We start from the raw sequence: 20741 nt of genomic DNA on the forward strand, positions 1-20741 counted from the left end.
GCGACGTAGGCTTGTTCGGTGAACGACGAGCAGAACCCCAAGCGAGCCAGCGTCGAGCTGCTGCGCGCTGAGGCCGCCGACGAGTTGTCGGTGCTCGTCGAGGAGCGTCTTCGTGCGGGTGAAGACCCGTGGGAGTTCATGGAGGAGCTGCCGTCGGTCGACGAGCTCGTCGTCCTCATGCTGCGGGCCGAGAACATCGCCGCCTACGGCGGTGGGCGTCCCAGCGCGGCTCGCAACTACCGCGTGCTGCGACAGATCGCGATGGATCACCCCGAGTTGACCCGTGCCGTGTGGCGTCTGCTCGGCAGCGAACCGCACCGCCGGTGGGATGCTGCGACGACAGCCGACGCATCCTGAGCCGCACAGCGAACTTGCGCTGATAGAAAAAGCCCCGGTCAGATCAATGATCTGACCGGGGCTTGTTTCGTCTGGATGTCAGCCGATGTACGAAGCGAGGTCCTGCTCGAGAGCGAACTTCGGCTTGGCACCGATGATCGTCTTCTCGACCTCGCCCTTGTTGAAGACCTTCATCGCGGGGATGGAGGTGATCTGGTACTGCATGGCAAGGTTGGGGTTCTCGTCGACGTTCAGCTTGAGCACGGTGATCTTCTCGGGGTGCTCGGTAGCGATCTCGTCGAGGATGGGTCCGACCATGCGGCAGGGACCGCACCACGCGGCCCAGAAGTCGACGAGGACGGGTCCATCGGCGTCGAGGACGTCCTGCTGCCAGGTGCTCTCGGTCGTGGCCTTGGCGGTCATGGTGATCTCCTTCGAAAGGGTGTCGCCTACGTCAACGACGCGGGCGTGGGAATTGTTCCGTCAGGCCGTCTCGGTCTCGGCGACGAGCGACTCGAGTCCTTCGTCGGGGCGGCCGCGCAGCGGCGAGCTGTCAGCGGCGGGCTCGGATGCCTCACCCAGGGCGGCGAGGTAGTGCTCGACGTCGAGGGCTGCGACCGTGCCGCTTCCGGCAGCGGTGACCGCCTGACGGTAGGTCGGGTCGATGACGTCGCCGGCCGCGAAGACACCGGGGACCGACGTGCGCGACGAACGACCGTCGACCCACACGGTGCCGTGCTCGGTCAGGTCGAGCGAACCGTGCACGAGGTGCGTGCGCGGGTCGTACCCGATGGCGACGAAGATGCCGTCGAGCGCGAGCTCGCGGGTCGAGCCGTCGACCGTGTCGCGGAGGACGACGCCCGTGACGGCATCCTCACCCAGAATGTCGGCGACCTCGCTGTTCCAGATGAACTCGATCTTGTCGTTGTTCATCGCGCGGTTCTGCATGATCTTCGAGGCGCGCAGCTCGTCCCGGCGGTGGATGACATACACCTTCGAGGCGAACTTCGTCAGGAAGGTCGCCTCCTCCATGGCCGAGTCGCCACCGCCGACGACGGCGATCGTGCGCTCGCGGAAGAAGAAGCCGTCGCAGGTGGCGCAGTACGACACCCCGCGTCCGGAGAGGCGGCTCTCGCCCTCGATGCCGATCTTGCGCGGGGCCGAACCGGTCGCGAAGACGAGACTGTCGGCCTCGTGGGTGGCGCCGCTGCCGAGGGTGACCTTCTTGACGGGGCCGTCGATGTCGAGCTCGACGACGTCGTCGTAGAGGACCTCGGTGCCGAACTTCTCGGCCTGCTCCTGCATCTTGGTCATGAGGTCGGGCCCCATGATGCCCTCGGGGAAGCCGGGGAAGTTCTCGACCTCGGTGGTGTTCATCAGCTCGCCGCCCGCTTCGACCGAGCTCGCGATCAGCAGCGGCTTCAGGTTCGCGCGTGCCGCGTAGATCGCAGCCGTGTAGCCGGCCGGGCCGGATCCGATGATGATGACCTGTCGCACGTCGACATCCCTTTCTGGGGTCTGGAATCCGCGTCGCGGATACCCCGACACGTCCAACCCATGGTAGCCGCGGGGCATTCCCCGGCGGCCGTGAGGGAGAGGTGTCAGCGGCCGAGGATGCGGCGCACCGTGCGAACGGCTGTGCCGAGCTCCGGCGCGCGGAGGAGCGCGAGGAGGATGACGTAGACGGCGAGGGTCGCCAGGCCGATGACGGCGCCGCCGAACAGGGCTCCGAGGTAGCCGCCGGTGACCCAGCCCGCACTGCCGCCGAGAAGGGCGAAGACGAGCCAGCCGACGGCGGCGGCCGGGATGCCGGCGACGATGAAGCGGACGACCGCGCGGACGGCTCCGCCGAGGCCGAGTGGGCCGATCTTGCGTCGCAGCAGGATGACGGCGAGAGCGAGCTGCACGACGTTCGCGAGCGACTGACCGAGGGCGATGCCGACAGCGAGGTGCTCGAGGGGCAGCATCGCGGCGGCGATGAGGGCGGTGACGACGACGAGCACCGCTTGGGCGAGGGTGAAGAAGAACGGGGTGCGGGTGTCCTGGTGGGCGTAGAACGTCCGCTGGAGCACGAACTGGAACGACAGGGGCAGGAGGGCCACCAGGTACGCCGCGAGCACCCAGGCGAACGCCTGGGCGGCATCCGGGGTCTTCGTGAAGACGCGGGAGATCGGAACGATCGCGGCCACGATTGCCGCGAGGGCACCGACCATGAAGATCCCGATGGTGCGGGTCGCCGAATCCAGGTCGGCCCGCAGTGCGTCAGGCCGGTTCGCGGAGACGTGTTCGCTGAGGCGCGTGAAGTATGGCGTGCCGATCGACAGCACGATCACCGAGAAGGGGAGCATGAAGACGAGCCAGGCGTATGACAGGACGGCGATCGACGGACCGCTCGATGACGCCGAGCCGACGATGTTGGTCTGGATGAGCCCCGCGATCTGACCGACGACGACCATGAGGAACGTCCATCCGGCCAATCGTCCTATGTGCCGGAGTCCGATGCCGCGCCACTGGAAGTCCGGCCGAACGCGCAGTCCGGCACGACGCCAGAAGAGCAGCAGGACGAGGGCCTGGAACACGATGCCGAGCGTCGCGGTGCCACCCATGATCGCGACCATCGTCGGGGTCCAGCCCGCGGCATCCTCACGGACGCCGAACATCCAGATGAACACCAGGAAGCCCACGATCGAGACGACGTTGTTGATGATCGGTGACCACGCGAACGGCCCGAAGACCCGACGGGCGTTCAGGATCTCGCCGAGCAGCGCGTACAAGCCGTAGAAGAGCAGCTGGGGGAGACACCAGTAGGCGAATGCCAGCGCCAGCGCCTGCGTCTCGGGCGCGAGTTTGTCGCCGTACGCGACCACGAGCAACGGGGCGGCGATGACCGCCAGCGCCGTCGTCACCGCCAAGGCGATCACCCCGAGGGTCAGCAGCTTGGACACGAAGGCACTGCCGCCGTCGCGGTGCTTGGCCGCCTGGATGATCTGGGGGACGATCACGCCGGCCAGGAGGCCGGAGGAGATGATCGCATAGATGTTGTTGGGCAGCTGCGTGGCGAGCGTGAAGGCGTCCGCCGCGCCGGCGCCCACGGTACCCAGTGCCGCCGCGAGCACGATGTTGCGCACGAGGCCCGTGACCCGGGAGACGAGTGTTCCCGCGGCGACGACCGCTCCTGCCCGGCCGATTCCGCTCACTCGATGCTCTCCTGCTGTTCGGGGATGTCGTTCTGTTCGGAGGCGGTCTCGCTCCGCCGACGCCGCAGCTTCAGAATCGTTCGGATCACGCCGCCCGCGATGAGGACGACGACGATCACGATGATCGCTGTGATCCCGACCGACTCCCACTCCGCGCGCACCGTGAGGCCGATGGCCTCGGGTGCGCCGATCGGCACTGCCGAGGTGCTCCGCAGCTGCAGGCTGAGTGTCGTCTCGCCGCTTCCGACGCGTGCCTCGACCGGCACGTCGACACGCGTGTTCTGCTGCGCGCCCGCTTCGACGACCGTCGCCTTCTGCACGATCAGGCGGGGGTCCCCGGTCTCGGCGAACAGCACGAGGGAGACCGGCCAGGGCAGGTCGTTGCGGACCGTGACGGGAATCGGGGCGCTCGTGGCGAGGAAGTTGATGGTGCCGGGGTTCGCGATGCCGACGGCATCCAGCGTGCTCTCGGTGTTCTCCTCGTGCTGCGCGACGGCAGCTGCCCACGCGGTCGGCTCGGTCAGCCACGCGTCGCCGATCAGCTGCAGGATGGCGGTGCGTTCGCGTGCCGTCAGCTGGGTGGGTTCGACCAGGGCGGTCGCGAAGGTCGCCAGGCGCTCTTCGTCGGCGAGGAAACGCTGCAGGGCCGCGACGCGGTCGGCATCGGCGGGGATGTCGGCGACGGCGACCTGCCCGGGCGCGGCGGCACGCAGATCCTGCAGCGACGTCGGCGCGGCGCCCGCAGCGCCCGTGATCGCGGTGATGGCCGTCCTCACACCGGCGCGCGAGGTCGTCGCGGGACGATCGATCGTTGCGACGAGGGGGCCCTCGCCGCTCAGGGCGACCTGCGCCGTGGCGGCGGCGAGTTCCGCGCTGCGGACCGGCGCGTCGTCGGAGGCGGCCGCAACGCGTGCGAGCTCGGCGGAGACCAGGTCGTCGTACACGAGGAGATCCGCGTCGCCCGTGGCGGCGCGGACGCCGCCGTCACCGCCGGAGACGGTGTCGGACGGGACGAGGGTGAGCGCATCGGCGTCCGCCCCGGCCTGCGCGTCGATGGCCGCGACGACGTCGGGTCCCGCGGTGCCGCCGGCGGGCCAGAAGATGTCGCGGACGGTGTTCGCCGCCGTGCCCACGGCCAGCAGCTGCCGCAGATCGGGTACGCCCTCGGCAGTGGTGGAACCGGCGGCGCTGAAGTTCGCCGGATCGGCGTACGGGGCGAGGGTCGTGGGCTCGAGCGGCGCCATCAGACCGGCGTGCACCTGCGTCGCGAGGTCGGCGTCGCCGAACTGCAGGGCGAAGCGCTCATTGGGCAGAGCCATGAGGCTCGCGAGCCAGCCCGTGGCGGTGGCCGGTGCGCTCGAGCCCAGGACGCGGATCGAGGCGACGATCGCGGGGTCGACCGCGAGCACCGCCGGGGTGCCCGTGACAGCGTTGAGCGTCGCGCTGAGGGCTCCGTTCTCGGCCGTGAGCTCCGTGAGCTCCGTCGCCGTGAGCAGTCCCGAGGTGCGGGCTCCCGCGGTGATCGGGACGATGACGGTGGTCGAGCGCGGCGGGGCGTCGGTACGGGGCACCGTGATGACCGTCCGCGATGAACCACCCGGACCGGACACGGCGACCGGGTAGACCCCGGGGGCGAGGCCGACGAGGTCCTTCTCCGTCGCGGAGATCGACACGTTCGTGGCGCGTTCGTCACCTGCCGCGAGCTCGGCGACATCGGCGCGCGCGACCTCCTCGAAGACCGGAAGCGCCTCTTCCGCGTCGTCGCCGGGGCGGAGCCAGTCGACGACCGCCTGCTGCGACGCCAGGGCTGACCGTGACAGCGAGACCGAGACGGTGCCGGCGGGAAGGGGGCGCGGCGACCCGTTCCGCTGATCCACCGAGATGAGCGCGTCGGTGCCGGTCGCGACGGTTCCGCCGTTGGCCGGCGCGGCGATGAGCGAGGCGATCCCCGGGGTCCCCGGCGTCGGGCTGACGTCCGGCGTCGAGCTGGAGCTCGGCGACGTCTCGGCGAGAGCGGACGCGGGAGACGCCAGCGGTGCCACGACGATCGCTGCGGCCGCGAGCCAGCTCAGCACGCGGGCACCGCGACGGCCGCGACGGGCGCGGGCGGTGGCAGGGGAAATGTCGGTCATGGCGGTTCTCGACCCGCTGCGATACCCGACCGCAGGGTCGCACAGAGTCTAGGGCGGGCCCGCTGTGCGTCATCCGAGGCGGGCCGGGCCATGCGGCTATTCGGTGGCCCGCACGGTTGAATGGGGGAGTGACCCTGCATCCCGACGCCGGCCGCTGCGCGGCGCTCCGTACCGATCTGGATGCCGCGGGCTACCGCGCCGACGCCGTGCGTGCGCTCTGGGGCGGGATGGTCGACACCGCGGTGGGTCACGGCCTCATCGAACCCGCGCGGCGCGTGCTGGCCGGACGCACCGACGCGCTGGCCGTGCTGGCGGGCCTGCTGTTCCTGGGAGGGCCGGCTCCCCGCGCCTCGGTGGACGCCGCGCTTCCCTCGCTCGGCGCTGCGGGCCTCACGGAGCTGGGGCTGGCCCACCTCGACGGCGACCTCGTCGTGCCCGACGCCCTCGTGCGACCGCAGGACATCTCGGATGCCGCAGGCGAGGGCCACTGGTGGATCGCGAGCGACCTCGACGAGGCCGCGGTGGGCGGACCACTGCCCACAGGGCATGTCCTGGGGGTCGGCGGCGCGTCGCTGACGCTCGCGGGGCTGCAGTTGACGTCGCAGGTGGGACGCGTTCTCGACATCGGCACGGGATGCGGCATCCAGGCTCTCCGTGCGCGGCGCGCGGGGGACCGCGTCGTGGCGACGGACGTCTCGGAACGCGCCCTCGCTTTCACGCGCCTGAATGCCCTTCTCAACGACGTCGATGGAATCGAGACACGGTTCGGCAGCCTGTTCGAGCCGGTCGCCGGCGAGCAGTTCGAGCGGGTCGTGTCCAACCCGCCGTTCGTGATCACTCCCCGGGTCCAGGGCGTACCGGCATACGAATACCGCGACGGTGGCATGTCGGGCGACGACCTCGTCGCCGCCTTCGTGCGCGAGGTCGGCTCGGTGCTGGCTCCGGGCGGCGTCGCCCAGCTGCTCGGCAACTGGGAGTACCGCGCCGGCGAGGACGGGCTGGACCGGGTGCGCTCGTGGGTATCGGAGTCGTCCGTCGCCCTCGATGCGTGGGTCGTGGAGCGCGAGCAGCTCGATCCGCTCGCCTACGCCGAGCTGTGGGTCCGCGACGGCGGCACCGCGCCCGGCTCGCCCGCCTACGCGCCGCTCGTGCAGGCGTGGCTCGACGACTTCGCCGCTCGCGGGGTCACCGCGGTCGGATTCGGCTACATCACGCTGCACCGCCCGGCCGTCATCCCGACGCTCGCCCGCTACGAACGCATCGTCGGAAGCATTCCCGGCGGCCTCGGCCCCCACATCGGCGAGTCGCTCGACGCCTGGCAGCGCCTCTCGAGCATGACCGACGCCGACCTGGATGCCGCGGTGCTGCGGGTCGCCCCCGATGTGACCGAGGCACGCCATCACACTCCGGGCGTGGAGGACCCCCAGGTCATCGAGCTGCGTCAGGGCGCGGGATTCGGGCGCGTGCTCGATGTCGATCCGGCCCTCGCCGCGCTCGTCGGGGCCAGTGACGGCGACCTGCCCGTCGGCGTGCTCGTCGCCGCGATCGCCGACCTGCTCGAGGTGGATGCGGCAGCGCTCCGCGCCGACCTGCTGCCGCGCGTGCGCGAGCTGCTGTTCACGGGCTTCCTGCACTTCGCCGGCTGATCCCGGGCTGGGGGAGGGGCGGACGAGCCCGGTAGGCTCGGACGCATGCTGAACATGGCCGAGGGTGTCGCGCGCCTGGGCGCCCTGGCAGCATCTCCGGTCGTCTCAACACTCGCCGGCGCTTTCGAGCGTGCGGGCTTCGAGCTGGCGATCGTCGGCGGTCCCGTACGAGATGCGTTGCTGGGGCGCGCGACCAACGACCTCGACTTCACGACGAACGCCCGACCCGACGACATCCTGCGCATCGTCGAGCCCCTGGCGACCGCGACGTGGGACATCGGCCGCGCCTTCGGCACGATCGGTGCGAAGGTGCGCGGCGAGCAGATCGAGATCACGACCTACCGAGCGGACAGCTACGACGGCGTGACCCGAAAGCCGACCGTCGAGTTCGGTGACACGCTCGAGCAGGATCTCGCGCGCCGGGATTTCACCGTCAACGCCATGGCGCTGCGTGTTCCGGGACCCTCGCTCGTCGACCCGACGGGCGGGGTCGAGGATCTCGTCGCGACGACGCTGCGGACGCCGAGCGATCCCGCCGTGAGCTTCGGCGACGACCCGCTGCGGATGCTGCGTGCCGCCCGCTTCGCTTCTCAGCTCGGCTTCTCGCTCGATCCCGCCACAGAGCAGGCGATGACCGAGCTGCGTGAGACGCTCTCGATCGTGAGCCCCGAGCGGGTGCAGGGCGAGCTGGTGAAGCTGCTGCGCACCGACGACCCCGCACGCGGCATCCGGCTGCTCGTCGACACCGGCCTCATGCAGCTCGTGCTGCCCGAGGTGCCGGCGCTGCGCCTCGAGATCGACGAGCACCATCACCACAAGGACGTCTACGAGCACTCGCTGACGGTGCTGCGCCAGGCGATCGAGCTCGAGCACGAGCGTAACCCCGGCGCGGAGCCCGACGTGGTGCTGCGCCTCGCGGCGCTCCTCCACGACATCGGCAAGCCCGCGACGCGCAAGCTCGAGCCCGGCGGGGGAGTGAGCTTCCACCACCACGACATCAAGGGGTCCCGGATGGCGCGCAAGCGCCTGCAGGCCCTGCGCTTCGACTCCGACACGATCTCGTCGGTGAGTCGCCTCGTCGAACTGCACCTGCGGTTCTTCGGTTACTCGGAAGGCGCCTGGACGGATTCGGCCGTCAGGCGCTACGTCCGAGACGCGGGTGACGAACTCGAGCGACTGCACATCCTCACGCGCGCCGACGTCACGACGCGGAACAAGCGCAAGGCCGCTCGCCTGAAGTCGGCGTACGACGACATCGAGCGACGCATCGACGAGCTGGCGGCCGCGGAAGAGCTCGGCGCCATGCGCCCGGAACTCGACGGCAACCGCATCCAGGCGATCCTCGGCATCGGCCCCGGCCGCGAGGTGGGCGAGGCGTACCGGTTCCTGCTCGACATCCGGCTCGACGAGGGCATGATCGGTGAGGATGCCGCGGAGCGTCGCCTGCGGGAGTGGTGGACCGTGCGCTCCGACGCGTGACGAGTCGACGAGCCCTACCGCGACGAGCCCGTCCGGCTTAGGCTGAGGGCGCTCCTTCACCGCCGATCGGAGTCGCCCGTGTCCTCGTCGTGGTCCGCGCAGTGGGATGTCGCACCCGAGTCGTCCCGTCTGCTGATCGAGCGCGCGCACGACGAGCTGTTGGCCGGAACCGATGCCGAGCGCCGTCTGCAGGACGTGCGGTCGCTCGTCCGCGATTCGTGGCGCCGGTCGATGGCGAACCTCGTCGGTGCCGAGGCGCTGCCCCCGCTCGAGTTCGACGAGCGCGCCCTCGCCGCCTACCGCAGCGCCCACCCGCTCGCCGGTGTCATGGACATGGTCCGTGCGCTGCTCGTCCCGAGCCCGGACTCCGGGGTCGTCGTCGCCGTCGGGGATGCCGCCGGCCGACTGCTCTGGGTCGAGGGCGATACGAGCGTCCGAACCCTGACGGGCGACATGGGCTTCGTCGCGGGGGCCAACTGGTCGGAGTCCGCCGTGGGCACCTCGGCACCGGGGACGGCCCTGCAGCTCGACCGATCGGTGCAGATCCGGGGCGCCGAGCACTTCAACCGTCTCGTGCAGCCCTGGTCCTGCACGGCCGCTCCCGTGCACGACCCGGAGACCCGCCGACTGCTCGGGGTCATCGACGTGACCGGCCGTGCAGAGGCCGCGAGTCCGCAGGCACGGCTGCTCGTCGACGCGACGGCACGTGCGATCGAGAGCGAGGTTCTCGTCGCCCGGCTGCGCTCTCGTGCAGAGCGTCCGCGCGGCTTCACGCGATCCCGGAGTCGCGTGGGTTCGGTGCCGACGGCGTCGACTCTCCGCGTTCTCGGCAGGGACCGTGCGCTCCTCGAGATCGCCGGCGTCGGCGGTGAGCGGGCCGTCGAGGTGTCGTCCCGGCACGCCGACATCCTGCTCATGCTCGCGACGCACCGGCAGGGCCTGTCGGCGGAGCGGCTCGCCGAGCTCGTCTACGGTCCCGACGCCACCGACACCCTCCGCCCTGAGATGGTGCGGCTGCGGCGGGTGCTCGAACGAGCTGCGCCGCATCTCGTACCGCTGTCGCGGCCCTACCGTCTGCCCGCTGACCTCGAGACCGATGCGCAGCAGGTGGCGTCGCTGCTCGACCGTGGTGCGCACCGCGTCGCGCTCGCGGCGTATCCGGGCCCCGTCCTGCCCGACTCGTGCGCTCCCGGAACCGAGGAGGTGCGCAACCGCCTCCGGGCGTCGCTCCGCGAAGCGCTGATGGCCGAAGCATCGGTGGACGTTCTCCTGGCATACCTCGAGACGGACGAGGCCACCGACGACGCGGAGATTCTGCAGCTATGCCTGCGACTGCTGCCGGCGCGGTCGCCGAAGCGGGCGGGCATCGTCGCACGGCTGACCGCGCTCGGCAACCCCGACGAGTGACCGTTCCGTCGCCGCCGAGCCGCTGACAGGATGGCGACGCGATGTTGCACGTGAAACATCGGGAGGAGGCACGCGTGAGAACGACACGGATCTCATGGACCGGCATCGGGTCCGTCGAGACGATCGAGCGATGCACCACGGAATATTCCGATGACGGCATCCGCATCATCGGAGAGGTCGACGGCGGCGACGAGCCGTGTCGGTATGCCGTCAGTCTCGCGCCCGACGGCACCCTCCGCCACGCGACGATCGCATCGGGCGACCGCACGACGCAGATCGAGCATGTCGACGGCGCTTGGACGGTCGACGGTGAGGAGCGACCCGACCTCGCCGGCGCGACCGACGTCGACATCACCGCGACCCCCGCCACCAATGCGCTCCCGATCCGGCGCCTCGGACTCGCCGTCGGGAGCCGCGCCGACATCGAGGTGGCCTGGGTGCAGGTTCCGTCGCTCGAGGTGCGGCTCGGGCGGCAGCGCTACACCCGCGTCGGCCCGCGCGCATACTGCTTCGAGTCTCGCGACCGCGAGTTCCGACGCACGCTCACTGTCGACGCGGACGGATTCGTGCTCAGCTACCCCGGCCTGTTCGAGCGGGTGACGGGTTCGTGAGAGCCGCACAGAGCGAGGAGACGAGGACATGACGATGAGCGACGCGCCCACTGCCGACGACGCCCCCGGCGAGGCGCTCGTCTCACTGGCCGAGGCCTACGGGATCGCGACGGAGTACTGGTCGTTCTCCGGCGAGCAGGTCCACGTGCCCGGCACGACCCTGCGCGCGGTGCTCGCCGCGATGGGCGTCGTGGCGGACGACGACGAGGCCGTCGAGCGCGCCCTCGCCGAGCGCGCGGCGGAACCATGGCGACGACTCGTGGCGGCGTCGACGGTCGTGCGTCAGGGCACCGGGTCGATCGAGCTGCACGTCGCCGACGGCTCCGACGTCGAGGTCGTGCTCGTGCTGGAGGACGGTTCGATCCGTCCCCTGCCGATAGCCGAGCAGCAACCGGTCGCCCGCAGCGTCGACGGCCGGACGCGCTGGCGGGTGCGGGTCGCCGTGCCCGCCGACGTCCCGCTGGGGTGGCACACGGTGCAGGCGCGGCAGTACGGCGGAGCAGATGAGCTCCTCGCGAGCGGCACGCTCATCGTCACGCCACCGCGATTGACACCGCCCCCGGCCGAGTCGGGACGCCGCTCGTGGGGCCTGATGGCTCAGCTCTACTCGGTGCGTTCGCATCGGTCGTGGGGGATGGGGGACTTCGCCGACCTGGCCGACCTCGCCGCTATCGCGGGGGAATCCGGTGCCGACTACCTCCTGATCAACCCGGTGCACGCCGCGGAGGTGACCACACCGATCGAGCCGTCACCGTACCTGCCGTCGTCGCGGCGGTTCCTCGCTCCGCTCTACATCCGCCCCGAGCTCATTCCCGAATCGGCATACCTCTCGAATCGGGCACGGGAACGGTTCATGCAGCTGAACCGGACCGCCAGCTCGACCGACGGAGATCCCGAGCGCATCGACCGCGACCTCGTCTGGACCGCCAAGCGCGAGGCGCTCGGGCTCATCCATGACGTACCCCTCTCGCCGGCGCGACGCGCTCGACACGATGCTTTCGCTCGCTCCCAGGGCGCCGCCCTCGCCGACTTCGCGCTGTGGTGCGCGGTCCGCGAGCACGAGGCGGCGACCGGCGACCGGCTGCCGGAGGGCATCGCGATCGACGATCCCGCGGTGCTGGAGCTGCGTGACAGACTGTCGGACCGCATCGCGTTCCACGTGTGGCTGCAATGGGTCGTCGACGAGCAGCTCTCGGATGCCGCCGCGGCGGCATCAGCATCCGGAATGCGGATCGGGATCATGCACGACCTCGCGGTGGGCGTCTCGACGGCCGGGTCCGACGCATGGTCGCTGCGCGACCTCTACGCCCCGGGCGTCGTCGTGGGCGCACCCCCCGACATGTACAACCAGCAGGGTCAGAACTGGAATCAGCCGCCGTGGCTGCCGCAAGCCCTCGGCGAGCACGCCTACGCGCCCCTGCGCGACATGCTCCGGTCGCTTCTGCGCCATGCGGGCGCCCTGCGCATCGACCACATCCTCGGCTTCTTCCGCCTGTGGTGGATCCCCGAGGGGCTCGGCCCGGGGGAGGGCACCTACGTCCGATACGACCACGAGGCGATGATCGGCGTTCTCGCTCTCGAAGCGCACCGGGCCGGAGCACTCGTCATCGGCGAGGACCTCGGTCTCGTGGAGCCGTGGGTGCGCGACTATCTCGCGGAGCGCGGCATCCTCGGAACGTCGGTCCTGTGGTTCGAGACCGATGACGACGGCGGGCCACTCGCTCCCGAGCGGTACCGCACCGACGTGCTCGCCACCGTCAACACGCATGATCTGCCGCCCACGGCCGGATATCTCGACGGCGAACATGTCGCGCTGCGCGCACGGCTCGGTCTGCTCACGCGGTCGGTCGACGACGAGCTCGCGGATTTCGAGCGCGAGCGCGACCGGATGCTGGCGGAGCTGCGCTCGCGCGGACTGATCTCCGATGGCGCGAGCGAGCAGGAGGTCGTCGAGGCGCTCCACGTCTTCCTCGCCGCATCGCCCTCGCGGCTGCTCGGCGTCTCGCTCGTCGACGCCGTCGGCGAGAAGCGCGTGCAGAATCAGCCGGGAACCGACGACGAGTATCCCAACTGGCAGGTGCCATTGGCGGATGCTGCCGGGCGGGCGGTGATGCTCGACGAGCTCGCGTCGCTTCCGCGATATCGCTCGTTGGTCGACGCCGTGGAGCGGGCGCTGCGCTCCGTCTCGTAGAGGTCGTGCGCCGGGCTTGTCAACCCGGTACGTGCGACACCGGGCATCGCCCGTACGGTCAGGGCGTCGAACGAGAGGAGACGCCATGGTCGACACCGCACCCCTCACGCGGGCGAAGTACCCGCGGTCGCTCATCGCGGGGCCCTACGGGCACCCGTTCCATGCGATCGCGATCATCCTGCCGATCGGCGCCTGGGTGTCGGCATCCGTCTTCGACGTCATCGCCGTCGCGAGTCCGGATGCCGCCGTCTTCGCCCTCGGCGCCCGCATCCTCATCGCGATCGGTCTTCTGGGTGCCGTCGTGGCCGCTGTGCTGGGGCTGATCGACTGGAGCAGCATCCCCAGAGACACCCCCGCGCGGGCCACGGGGCTGACCCACATGATCCTGAACCTCATCGCGATGGCGGTGTTCGCCGGCAGCCTCGCCCTGCGCGTCGACGAAGAGACGGTTCCGACCCTCGCGATGATCGCGAGCTTCGCCGGACTCGCCCTGCTGTCGGTGTCGGGGTGGCTCGGCGGCAAGCTCGCCCACACCTTCGGCGTCCGCGTCGCGACCGAGACGACCCAGGCCGAGGGCCTGGAACCGCTGCCCTGACCGAGGAGAGATGATGACCGACCTGGACACCCGTCCCGACAAGCGGCCTGCGAACCCCCTGGCAGGTCCCTACGGACACCCGTTCCACCCGATCGCCGTCACGATTCCGATCGGGGCGTGGATCGCGAGCTTCGTCTTCGACATCATCGGCCTCATCGTCGCCGACCCCACCCCGTACGCCGTGGGTTCGCGCGTCCTCATCGGGATCGGTCTCGTCGGCAGCCTCGTCGCCATCGTGCTCGGCATCTTCGACTACCTCCGCATCCCCGATCGGACGCGCTCGTCGAGCACCGCCACGATCCACATGGGACTCAACTTCGTGGTGTGCGGTGCGTATCTGTTCCAGCTCTTCCTGCGGACCTCCACCGACGACATCCCCATCGCCGGGGTGATCTTCAGCGCCGTGAGCCTGCTGATCCTCAGCGCGTCGGGATGGCTCGGCGGCAAGCTCGCCTACCGCTACGGCGTGCGCGTGGCTCACGAGTCGAAGCAGGCGGAGGGCTTCGTCACGCGACGCAGCCGGCGCTGAGCGCTGGTGAAACGGGCGGCGACCTTCGGGAGAGAAGGCCGCCGCCCGTTCACGACGGCGTGCGCCGGTGTCAGGCGATGCCGGCCCGGCGTGCGGGTCGGATCGACCACAGGACGCCTCCCGCGACGAGCAGGAGCGCAGCCAGCAACGCGGCGCCGAGCGGCGCCTGAGCGCCGGTGACGGCCAGCTGTCCGGAGGCGGTCACGGTGATCGGCACGCTGCCGATCACCTGACCGTCGGCGCCGAAGACCACGATCGTGTGACTGCCCGTAGCCAGATCGGCAGGGATGCGGACGTCGAACGCGACGCGCCCGTTCGCATCGGCGGTGGGGATGCCGGTGACCCGGATCGGGTCGCTCCGCAGTTCAGCGGCCACCTGTTCGCCGGAGTCGAGTCCGGTCACCGTCACCCGCACGGACTGCCCGCGCTCGACCGTCGTCGCCGAGACCGAGACGACCGGCGCCGTGGTGCCGGGCTCGGTCGGGTTGGGCTCGGTCGGGTTGGGCTCGGTCGGGTTGGGCTCGGTCGTGCCGGGCACCTCGCGGGGGTCGACGCTCGCGAGCGTCGGCGTCACCGTCTGGAACAGTCCGTCCTCACCGATCTCGAGGCGATCGATCGTCGTCTCGCGGTTGGTGCCGTTGCCGCCGGGGATCGCGAACCGGTGGTAGGCGATGTACCACTCGTCCGTTCCCGGGACGTTGACGATCGAGCTGTGGCCGGTGCCGAGGATGCCCTGCGACGGGTCCTTCTGCAAGAGGATGCCGCGGTAGGTCCACGGCCCGTCGATGCTCGTCGACGTCGCGTAGCCGACGCGGTAGTTCTCCGAACCGGTGTCGTCGATCGAGTACGTCAGGTGGTACGTCCCGTCGCGGTAGTTCAGGAAGAGTCCCTCGCGGAAGTCGGGCAATCCGTCGATGGGCCGGATCGTCCCCTCCTCGACGCTCAGCATGTCGTCTGACAGCTCGCCGTAGACGGGTCGTCCGTTGCCCCAGAGGAGGTACGACTTGCCGGTCTCGGGGTCGGTGAACGCGGCCGGATCGATCGCCTGACCGCTGTTGACGGCCTCGGCGTTGGTGATCATCGGCTCCGGCTGCGCGGTGAACGGTCCTTCGGGACTGTCGGCGACGGCGACGCCGATCATCTTGCGGTTCGCGTTCGGCTCATGCCCGCTGAAGTAGAAGTAGCACTTCCCGCCCTTCTCGATGATCGTCGGAGCCCAGGCGTTTCCCGTGGCCCACGGCACGTTCCCGTTCGCGCCGTCGAGCGTCAGGATGGGCTCGGCCGACCGTGTCCAGTCGATCAGGTTCTTCGACGTCCAGACGTAGAACGTGTTGCCGCCCCACCCAGGGGTGCCGTCGGTGGTCGCGTAGATGTAATAGGTGTCAGCGAACACGGCGATGTTCGGATCGGCGTACAGCCCCGGCAGCACCGGGCTCTTCATCTCCACAGCCTCGAGCGTCCAGACGACGTCGGGCTGTCCCGGTGTGGTGAGCGTGACCGTGGCGGGTGTGCTCAGGTCGTGCACGGTGCCCGACGCGGGTGTGGCGGTGGTGCCGGATGCTGTGGTGAACACGGGGCGCAGCTGCGTGAGATCCGTGCCGCGGTTTACCGGGAACATGACCGTGCGGGCGTCGGTGTCGACCAGCGGTGCGACCTTGAGGGCACCGGCATCCTGCAGGCTGACGGCCCCGAGCGCTGAGGTGTTGCCGGAGTTCTGCACGATCTCTTCGGCGCTCAGAGCGCGGTTGTACAGCGCGAACTCGCGCATCTGCCCGCGGAAGAGGTTGTCGGCGTCGTAGACCGACTTGCCCAGGTAGTTCGCGAGCGTGCTGCCGCCGCCGATGTCCCCGGGGCGCACCGTCACGTCGGTCTTCTCGGCGACCGGCTGACCGTCGAGGTACAGCCGTGCCGTGTTCCCGCTCAGCGTGTAGGTGAGGTGCACCCAGCGGTCGCGCGGAAGGGCCGCGCCTGACGTGACGTTCTGCTCGCCGCTCCAGTTGCCGGTGGTCAGTGCCGCGCGGTACTGGTCGCCCGTCGAGAACAGGTAGCCGTTGCCGGCACCGTCGCCGCCGGTGTTGCCGAAGCCGTAGAGGAAGTACGGAGTGCGCTGGGCCGGGTCGATCCGCAGTTCCGCCTCGACCGTGATGTCGTCGACGCCGACGAGGACGTTGTCGGGCAGGTCGACGTAGTCGTCGGTGCCGTCGAAGGCGAGCGCGCCGTCGGCGAACGTCGCTCCGCCGCGCACCTGAGCGTCACGCCCGGCGCCGGAACGGTCGTGCAGCACGGTGCCTGCGGCATCCGTGAAGTCGTAGCGCAGCAGCTCGCCCTTCTCGTTGGCCGCGAGGGGCTGCGGCAGGTCGGCACGCAGCGCCTCGAGCTCGGCGGCGGTCACGGGCATGACCGTGCCGTGGCGCGGGCTCGCCGGAAGGCGGTAGCTCGCCGGCACCTGCCAGTCCGGCGCGTCGAGGTCGTCCGTTCCCAGCGGGATGTAGCCGCGTCCGCCGTACTCGTCGACGAAGAGGTAGTAGTTAGAGCCCGACGTGTCGCCGGGGTTCGCCGCGAAGATGGTGGGACCTTCGACGGCGCCGAGGCCGGCATCGCGACCGATGCAGCTGTCGATCAGCTTCCAGGCGGGGTCGGCGGCGTTCCAGCCGGGAGCGTTGCGATCGTCGACGGCGGTCAGGCTGGACGAGGACTCCTGGATGATGTCGCGGCATCCGGTCGTGCTGGCTTCATCCTTCGTGAACCGGTAGTACGTGCCGTTGTCCTCGAGCACCGTGGAGTCGATGCGCGATGCTCCGAAGTCCTGCCAGACCTTCGGCTCGCTGAACGTCGTGAAGTCGCGCGTGGTCGCGAACATCATGGTCTGGTAGAAGCTGCCCGTGTGGTTCGGGTCGTCCTCGCCGAAGAGCGACGATGCCCAGAACACGACGTACTCGCCGAGTGCCTCGTCGTAGTACGCCTCGGGCGCCCAGGTGTTGCCCGCGTTGTCGGGGGCGACGCGGACGTGGCGCTGCTCGCTCCAGGTGACGAGGTCGTGCGACTCCCACACCTCGAGGTACTTCGAACCCTGCGTCTGCGCTCGGCCCCAGTCGCCGTTCCGCCCGATGGAGAGGTCGGTGGCGATGAGGTAGAACGTGTCGCCCTCGGGCGAGCGGATGAGGAACGGGTCGCGCAGGCCCCGCTCGCCCTCCGTGGAGGTGAGCGTCGGCTGGCCACCGTTGAGCTCGGTCCACGACAGCGCGTCGTTGCCGTTGCTGGCGGCGAAGTAGATGTTCTCGCCCGCCACGGAGTTTCCCGTGAAGTAGGCGAAGGTGTAGCCCTCGAAGGCTCCGATGTTCGCGGCCTTGCGCACCGCGGCCGGGAAGGAGCGGGTGAGCGTCGACGCGCCCTTCGTCACGGATGCCGTCAGCGCGACGGTGGTGTCTTCCCCGGGACGCGTGACGATGCCGTCAGCGGTGATGACACTCGTGTCGGCCGACGACCAGGTCACGTCGAGTCCCCGCGACGTCGTCGGCAGCGTGAGGTTGCCGCGCACGTCGTCGATGTTCGTGACGGTGAGGGCGTCGAGGGCGGCCTGCGCGACCTGATCGTCGGGGGTATCGACGAGCGCGACCTGCCCGGAATGCTGAAGTGGTCCGGCAGCCTGAGCTGCGGCGGGAACGACGAGCGGCGCGGCCACGAGTGCAGCGACGAGCGGGACAGCGAGCGTCCAGGGATGGTGTCGGCGCCAGGGCGCCGGGCGAGTGGATGCGGGCACGGGGGAACCTCTCGTATGCGACGTTGCACGGCCGTCAGCTCTGACGACGCTGAAATGTTAGCGCTCACAATTGCCGCAGCGCCAGTGCGCGGCATCCGGCCCTGCCGACGCCGAGGACGCGCATCTGCAGGGTGTTGACCCCCCAGAACCGTGCGGATGCGCCTCCTCGCCGTTGCCGGACGAGCCGTGCAACGCGTTGCAACGTGGCGCGGCGTAGCGTGCCCGACACCACCGCAGCACCGGCGCTGCGGGGAGTCGAGGAGATGACATGACCATCGTCGAAGAGGGCGTCTCGAGCGTCTACGCCGCTCCCGGTCAGCGTGGAGCCGTCGCAGAGTATCGAGCCCGCTACGGGCACTACATCGGCGGCGAGTTCGTCGAACCCGTCAAGGGGCAGTACTTCGAGAACATCACGCCCGTCACCGGAAAACCGTTCTGCGAGGTGGGTCGCGGCACCGTCGAAGACATCGACCGCGCCGTCGATGTCGCCTGGCAGGCGTTCGCGTCGTGGAAGAAGACCACGCCGGCCGAGCGCGCCGTCATCCTGAACAAGATCGCCGACCGCATGGAGCAGCACCTCGAGAAGATCGCGGTGGCCGAGACATGGGAGAACGGCAAGCCCGTCCGCGAGACGCTCGCCGCCGACATCCCCCTCGCGATCGACCACTTCCGCTACTTCGCGGGGGTTCTGCGCGCCCAGGAGGGCTCGCTCAGCCAGATCGACGAAGACACCGTCGCCTATCACTTCCACGAGCCGCTCGGCGTGGTGGGGCAGATCATCCCGTGGAACTTCCCGATCCTCATGGCGACGTGGAAGCTCGCGCCCGCGCTCGCCGCCGGCAACTGCGTCGTGCTGAAGCCCGCCGAGCAGACGCCCGCGTCGATCCTGTTCCTCTTCGAACTGATCGGCGACCTGCTGCCCGCCGGCGTCGTGAACATCGTCAACGGTTTCGGCATCGAGGCGGGCGCGCCGCTCGCGCAGCACCGCCGCATCCGCAAGGTCGCGTTCACGGGCGAGACGACGACGGGGCGATTGATCATGCAGTACGCCTCGCAGAACCTCATCCCCGTCACGCTCGAACTCGGCGGCAAGAGCGCCAACGTGTTCTTCGAGGATGTCGCGCGCGAGCGCGACGACTACTACGACAAGGCCCTCGAGGGGTTCACGTTCTTCGCGCTCAACCAGGGCGAGGTGTGCACGTGCCCGTCGCGGGCGCTCATCCAGCGGTCGGTGTACGACTCGTTCCTCGGCGACGGCCTCGACCGCGTCGGCAAGATCGTGCAGGGCAACCCGCTCGACCCGGCGACGATGATCGGTGCGCAGGCATCCAATGATCAGCTCGAGAAGATCCTGTCGTACATCGACATCGGCAAGGCCGGGGGAGCGAAGCTGCTCGCCGGCGGCGATCGGGTCGACCTCGGCGGCGAGCTGAGCGGCGGGTACTACGTCGCCCCGACGGTCTTCGAGGGCACGAACGACATGCGCATCTTCCAGGAGGAGATCTTCGGCCCGGTCGTCTCGGTGACGAGCTTCGACGACTTCGACGACGCGATCGGCATCGCGAACGACACCCTCTACGGACTCGGCGCCGGCGTCTGGAGCCGCTCGGGCGACACCGCCTACCGGGCCGGCCGGGCGATCGAGGCGGGGCGCGTGTGGACGAACACCTACCACCAGTACCCCGCGCACGCCGCTTTCGGCGGGTACAAGCAGTCGGGCATCGGTCGCGAGAACCACCTCAAGATGCTCGACCACTACCAGCAGACGAAGAACCTCCTCGTGTCGTACGCCGAAGGCGCGATGGGCTTCTTCTGAGCCGCATCCACTCATCGACATGTCGAACGACACGTACAGCAGGGTCGCGGTGACCGACGCCGCCGCGGCCCTGCTGCGCGACCTCACCGCCCAGCACGGGCCGCTGATGTTCCATCAGTCGGGCGGATGCTGCGACGGCTCCGCCCCCATGTGCTATCCGGTCGGGATGTTCCTGACCGGCCCCGCCGATGTGAAGCTCGGTGAGCTGGATGTCGGCCTCGACGACCCGATCGAGGTGTTCATCTCGCTCGCGCAGTTCGAGTACTGGAAGTACACGCACATCACGATCGACGCGGTGCCGGGTCGCGGTGCCGGTTTCAGCGTGGAAGGGCCGACCGGGATGCGGTTCATCATCCGCTCCCGCATGCTCGACCACGCCGAGCTGGTGGCGTTCGGGCTGGCGCCGGCATCGCCGTCGTCGTAGGGCGGTGATTGCGCCTCAGGCCTGGCCTCGGATCGCGACGTCGAGCTCGGCCATGAGCCGCGAGAGCCGGGAAGACCCGCTTGGAGCCGCCGGGTACCGGCGGAGGATAGCCGGCACCGGCTCGCTGACCACACCAGCCAAAGAGCCGATGTCGGCTGCGCCGGTTCGCAACTCGGAAACTCGTGCGGCGCACGCGGCAGCTCGAAGGATGTGGCCGACCTGGGTTGCCGTCGCGATGGGGTGAAGATACGCGGCGGCATCGCCGCAGGCGAGCGCGGCGAGCTGTGCCGCCTCGCCTTCGACTTCTTTCGCGGCCCGGTGCGCTGCGAAAGCCGAGACCCGTTGCAGGTTCGACCGCGGGCTGCCCGCAATGAACACGTGCGCCGCGTCCAGAGCTTCCTGCGGACGAGAGTCATCAGGCGCGGCTGCTGCAAACTCCGGTAAAACGCGCGTAGCGCACGCAGCTGCGAATCCAACAACCGCTCGCAGCTCGTCCACCGTCAGATCGAAGTCGCCCACCGCCATGCAGCCCATCCTCTCGCTCCTCACGAAGGGCCTCAGAGAATGGATGCCGGCACGGTCTGACGATCAAGATTCTTGTGCGGCGGCGGCAGCGCG

Annotated in this window: 16 protein-coding genes; 10 read left to right on the forward strand and 6 right to left on the reverse strand. The window is 69.8% G+C overall.

Features of this window, described 5'->3' with window-relative positions; all coding sequences use genetic code 11:
- The first annotated feature begins 18 nt into the window (after positions 1 to 18).
- Complete coding sequence (locus CBF90_RS01735; RefSeq protein WP_023953449.1) at positions 19 to 357, forward strand: hypothetical protein; 339 nt, start codon at positions 19 to 21, stop codon at positions 355 to 357.
- Between the two features lie 78 nt (positions 358 to 435).
- Here CBF90_RS01735 and trxA read toward each other — a convergent pair whose 3' ends face one another.
- The 4 genes from trxA to CBF90_RS01755 form a co-directional block, all read right to left on the reverse strand.
- Entirely contained in the window at positions 436 to 759 is a 324-nt protein-coding gene (gene trxA, locus CBF90_RS01740; protein WP_023953450.1) for a thioredoxin, read from the reverse strand.
- A gap of 60 nt (positions 760 to 819) precedes the next feature.
- Positions 820 to 1833: a thioredoxin-disulfide reductase gene (gene trxB, locus CBF90_RS01745; protein WP_064955292.1), complete on the reverse strand. Its 1014-nt coding sequence runs from the start codon at positions 1831 to 1833 to the stop codon at positions 820 to 822.
- Positions 1834 to 1937: 104 nt separating this feature from the next.
- The gene (murJ, locus tag CBF90_RS01750) at positions 1938 to 3533 is read right to left on the reverse strand and encodes a murein biosynthesis integral membrane protein MurJ (protein ID WP_088379741.1); all 1596 of its coding nucleotides are present in this window, start codon (positions 3531 to 3533) and stop codon (positions 1938 to 1940) included.
- Complete coding sequence (locus tag CBF90_RS01755) at positions 3530 to 5665, reverse strand: DUF6049 family protein (RefSeq protein ID WP_088379742.1); 2136 nt, start codon at positions 5663 to 5665, stop codon at positions 3530 to 3532. Before CBF90_RS01755 ends, murJ begins: the two co-directional genes overlap by 4 nt.
- Before the next feature lie 128 nt (positions 5666 to 5793).
- On the opposite strand from CBF90_RS01755, the gene CBF90_RS01760 reads away from it, so the two are divergent.
- The 7 genes from CBF90_RS01760 to CBF90_RS01790 all read left to right on the forward strand — a co-directional run bounded on the left by CBF90_RS01760 (position 5794) and on the right by CBF90_RS01790 (position 14123).
- Positions 5794 to 7311 carry a methyltransferase gene (locus CBF90_RS01760; RefSeq protein WP_242435564.1) on the forward strand — a complete coding sequence of 506 codons (1518 nt, stop codon included), beginning with the start codon at positions 5794 to 5796 and terminating at the stop codon, positions 7309 to 7311.
- A 45-nt stretch (positions 7312 to 7356) separates the two neighbouring features.
- On the forward strand, positions 7357 to 8790 hold the full coding sequence (locus CBF90_RS01765; RefSeq protein WP_088379743.1) for a CCA tRNA nucleotidyltransferase: 1434 nt from the start codon (positions 7357 to 7359) through the stop codon (positions 8788 to 8790).
- 78 nt (positions 8791 to 8868) lie between these two features.
- A complete protein-coding gene (locus CBF90_RS01770; RefSeq protein WP_088379744.1) occupies positions 8869 to 10197 on the forward strand; it encodes a GAF domain-containing protein in 1329 nt (442 codons plus the stop codon).
- Between the two features lie 74 nt (positions 10198 to 10271).
- Positions 10272 to 10808 (forward strand): putative glycolipid-binding domain-containing protein, encoded by a 537-nt coding sequence (locus CBF90_RS01775; RefSeq protein ID WP_197690551.1) that lies wholly within the window; start codon positions 10272 to 10274, stop codon positions 10806 to 10808.
- A 34-nt stretch (positions 10809 to 10842) separates the two neighbouring features.
- The gene (malQ, locus tag CBF90_RS01780; RefSeq protein ID WP_088379888.1) at positions 10843 to 12999 is read left to right on the forward strand and encodes a 4-alpha-glucanotransferase; all 2157 of its coding nucleotides are present in this window, start codon (positions 10843 to 10845) and stop codon (positions 12997 to 12999) included.
- Positions 13000 to 13084: 85 nt separating this feature from the next.
- Entirely contained in the window at positions 13085 to 13594 is a 510-nt protein-coding gene (locus CBF90_RS01785) for a DUF2231 domain-containing protein (RefSeq protein WP_023953462.1), read from the forward strand.
- Positions 13595 to 13607: 13 nt separating this feature from the next.
- Positions 13608 to 14123, forward strand: coding sequence for a DUF2231 domain-containing protein (locus CBF90_RS01790; RefSeq protein WP_023953464.1), 516 nt, complete (start codon positions 13608 to 13610; stop codon positions 14121 to 14123).
- Between the two features lie 70 nt (positions 14124 to 14193).
- Here CBF90_RS01790 and CBF90_RS01795 read toward each other — a convergent pair whose 3' ends face one another.
- Positions 14194 to 17883 (reverse strand): family 43 glycosylhydrolase, encoded by a 3690-nt coding sequence (locus CBF90_RS01795; RefSeq protein WP_088379747.1) that lies wholly within the window; start codon positions 17881 to 17883, stop codon positions 14194 to 14196.
- A gap of 268 nt (positions 17884 to 18151) precedes the next feature.
- Between CBF90_RS01795 and CBF90_RS01800 the strand changes: the two genes are divergently transcribed.
- A complete protein-coding gene (locus CBF90_RS01800) occupies positions 18152 to 19699 on the forward strand; it encodes an aldehyde dehydrogenase family protein (protein WP_023953468.1) in 1548 nt (515 codons plus the stop codon).
- A 19-nt stretch (positions 19700 to 19718) separates the two neighbouring features.
- Positions 19719 to 20123, forward strand: a complete 405-nt coding sequence (locus tag CBF90_RS01805; RefSeq protein WP_088379748.1) for a DUF779 domain-containing protein — start codon at positions 19719 to 19721, stop codon at positions 20121 to 20123.
- A 15-nt stretch (positions 20124 to 20138) separates the two neighbouring features.
- On the opposite strand, the gene CBF90_RS01810 is transcribed toward CBF90_RS01805, so the two are convergent.
- Entirely contained in the window at positions 20139 to 20648 is a 510-nt protein-coding gene (locus CBF90_RS01810; RefSeq protein WP_088379889.1) for a putative immunity protein, read from the reverse strand.
- Positions 20649 to 20741: the final 93 nt, after the last annotated feature.

It is taken from the genome of Microbacterium sp. AISO3 (genome assembly GCF_002204305.1).
In the GTDB taxonomy this organism is placed as follows: Bacteria; Actinomycetota; Actinomycetes; order Actinomycetales; family Microbacteriaceae; genus Microbacterium; species Microbacterium arborescens.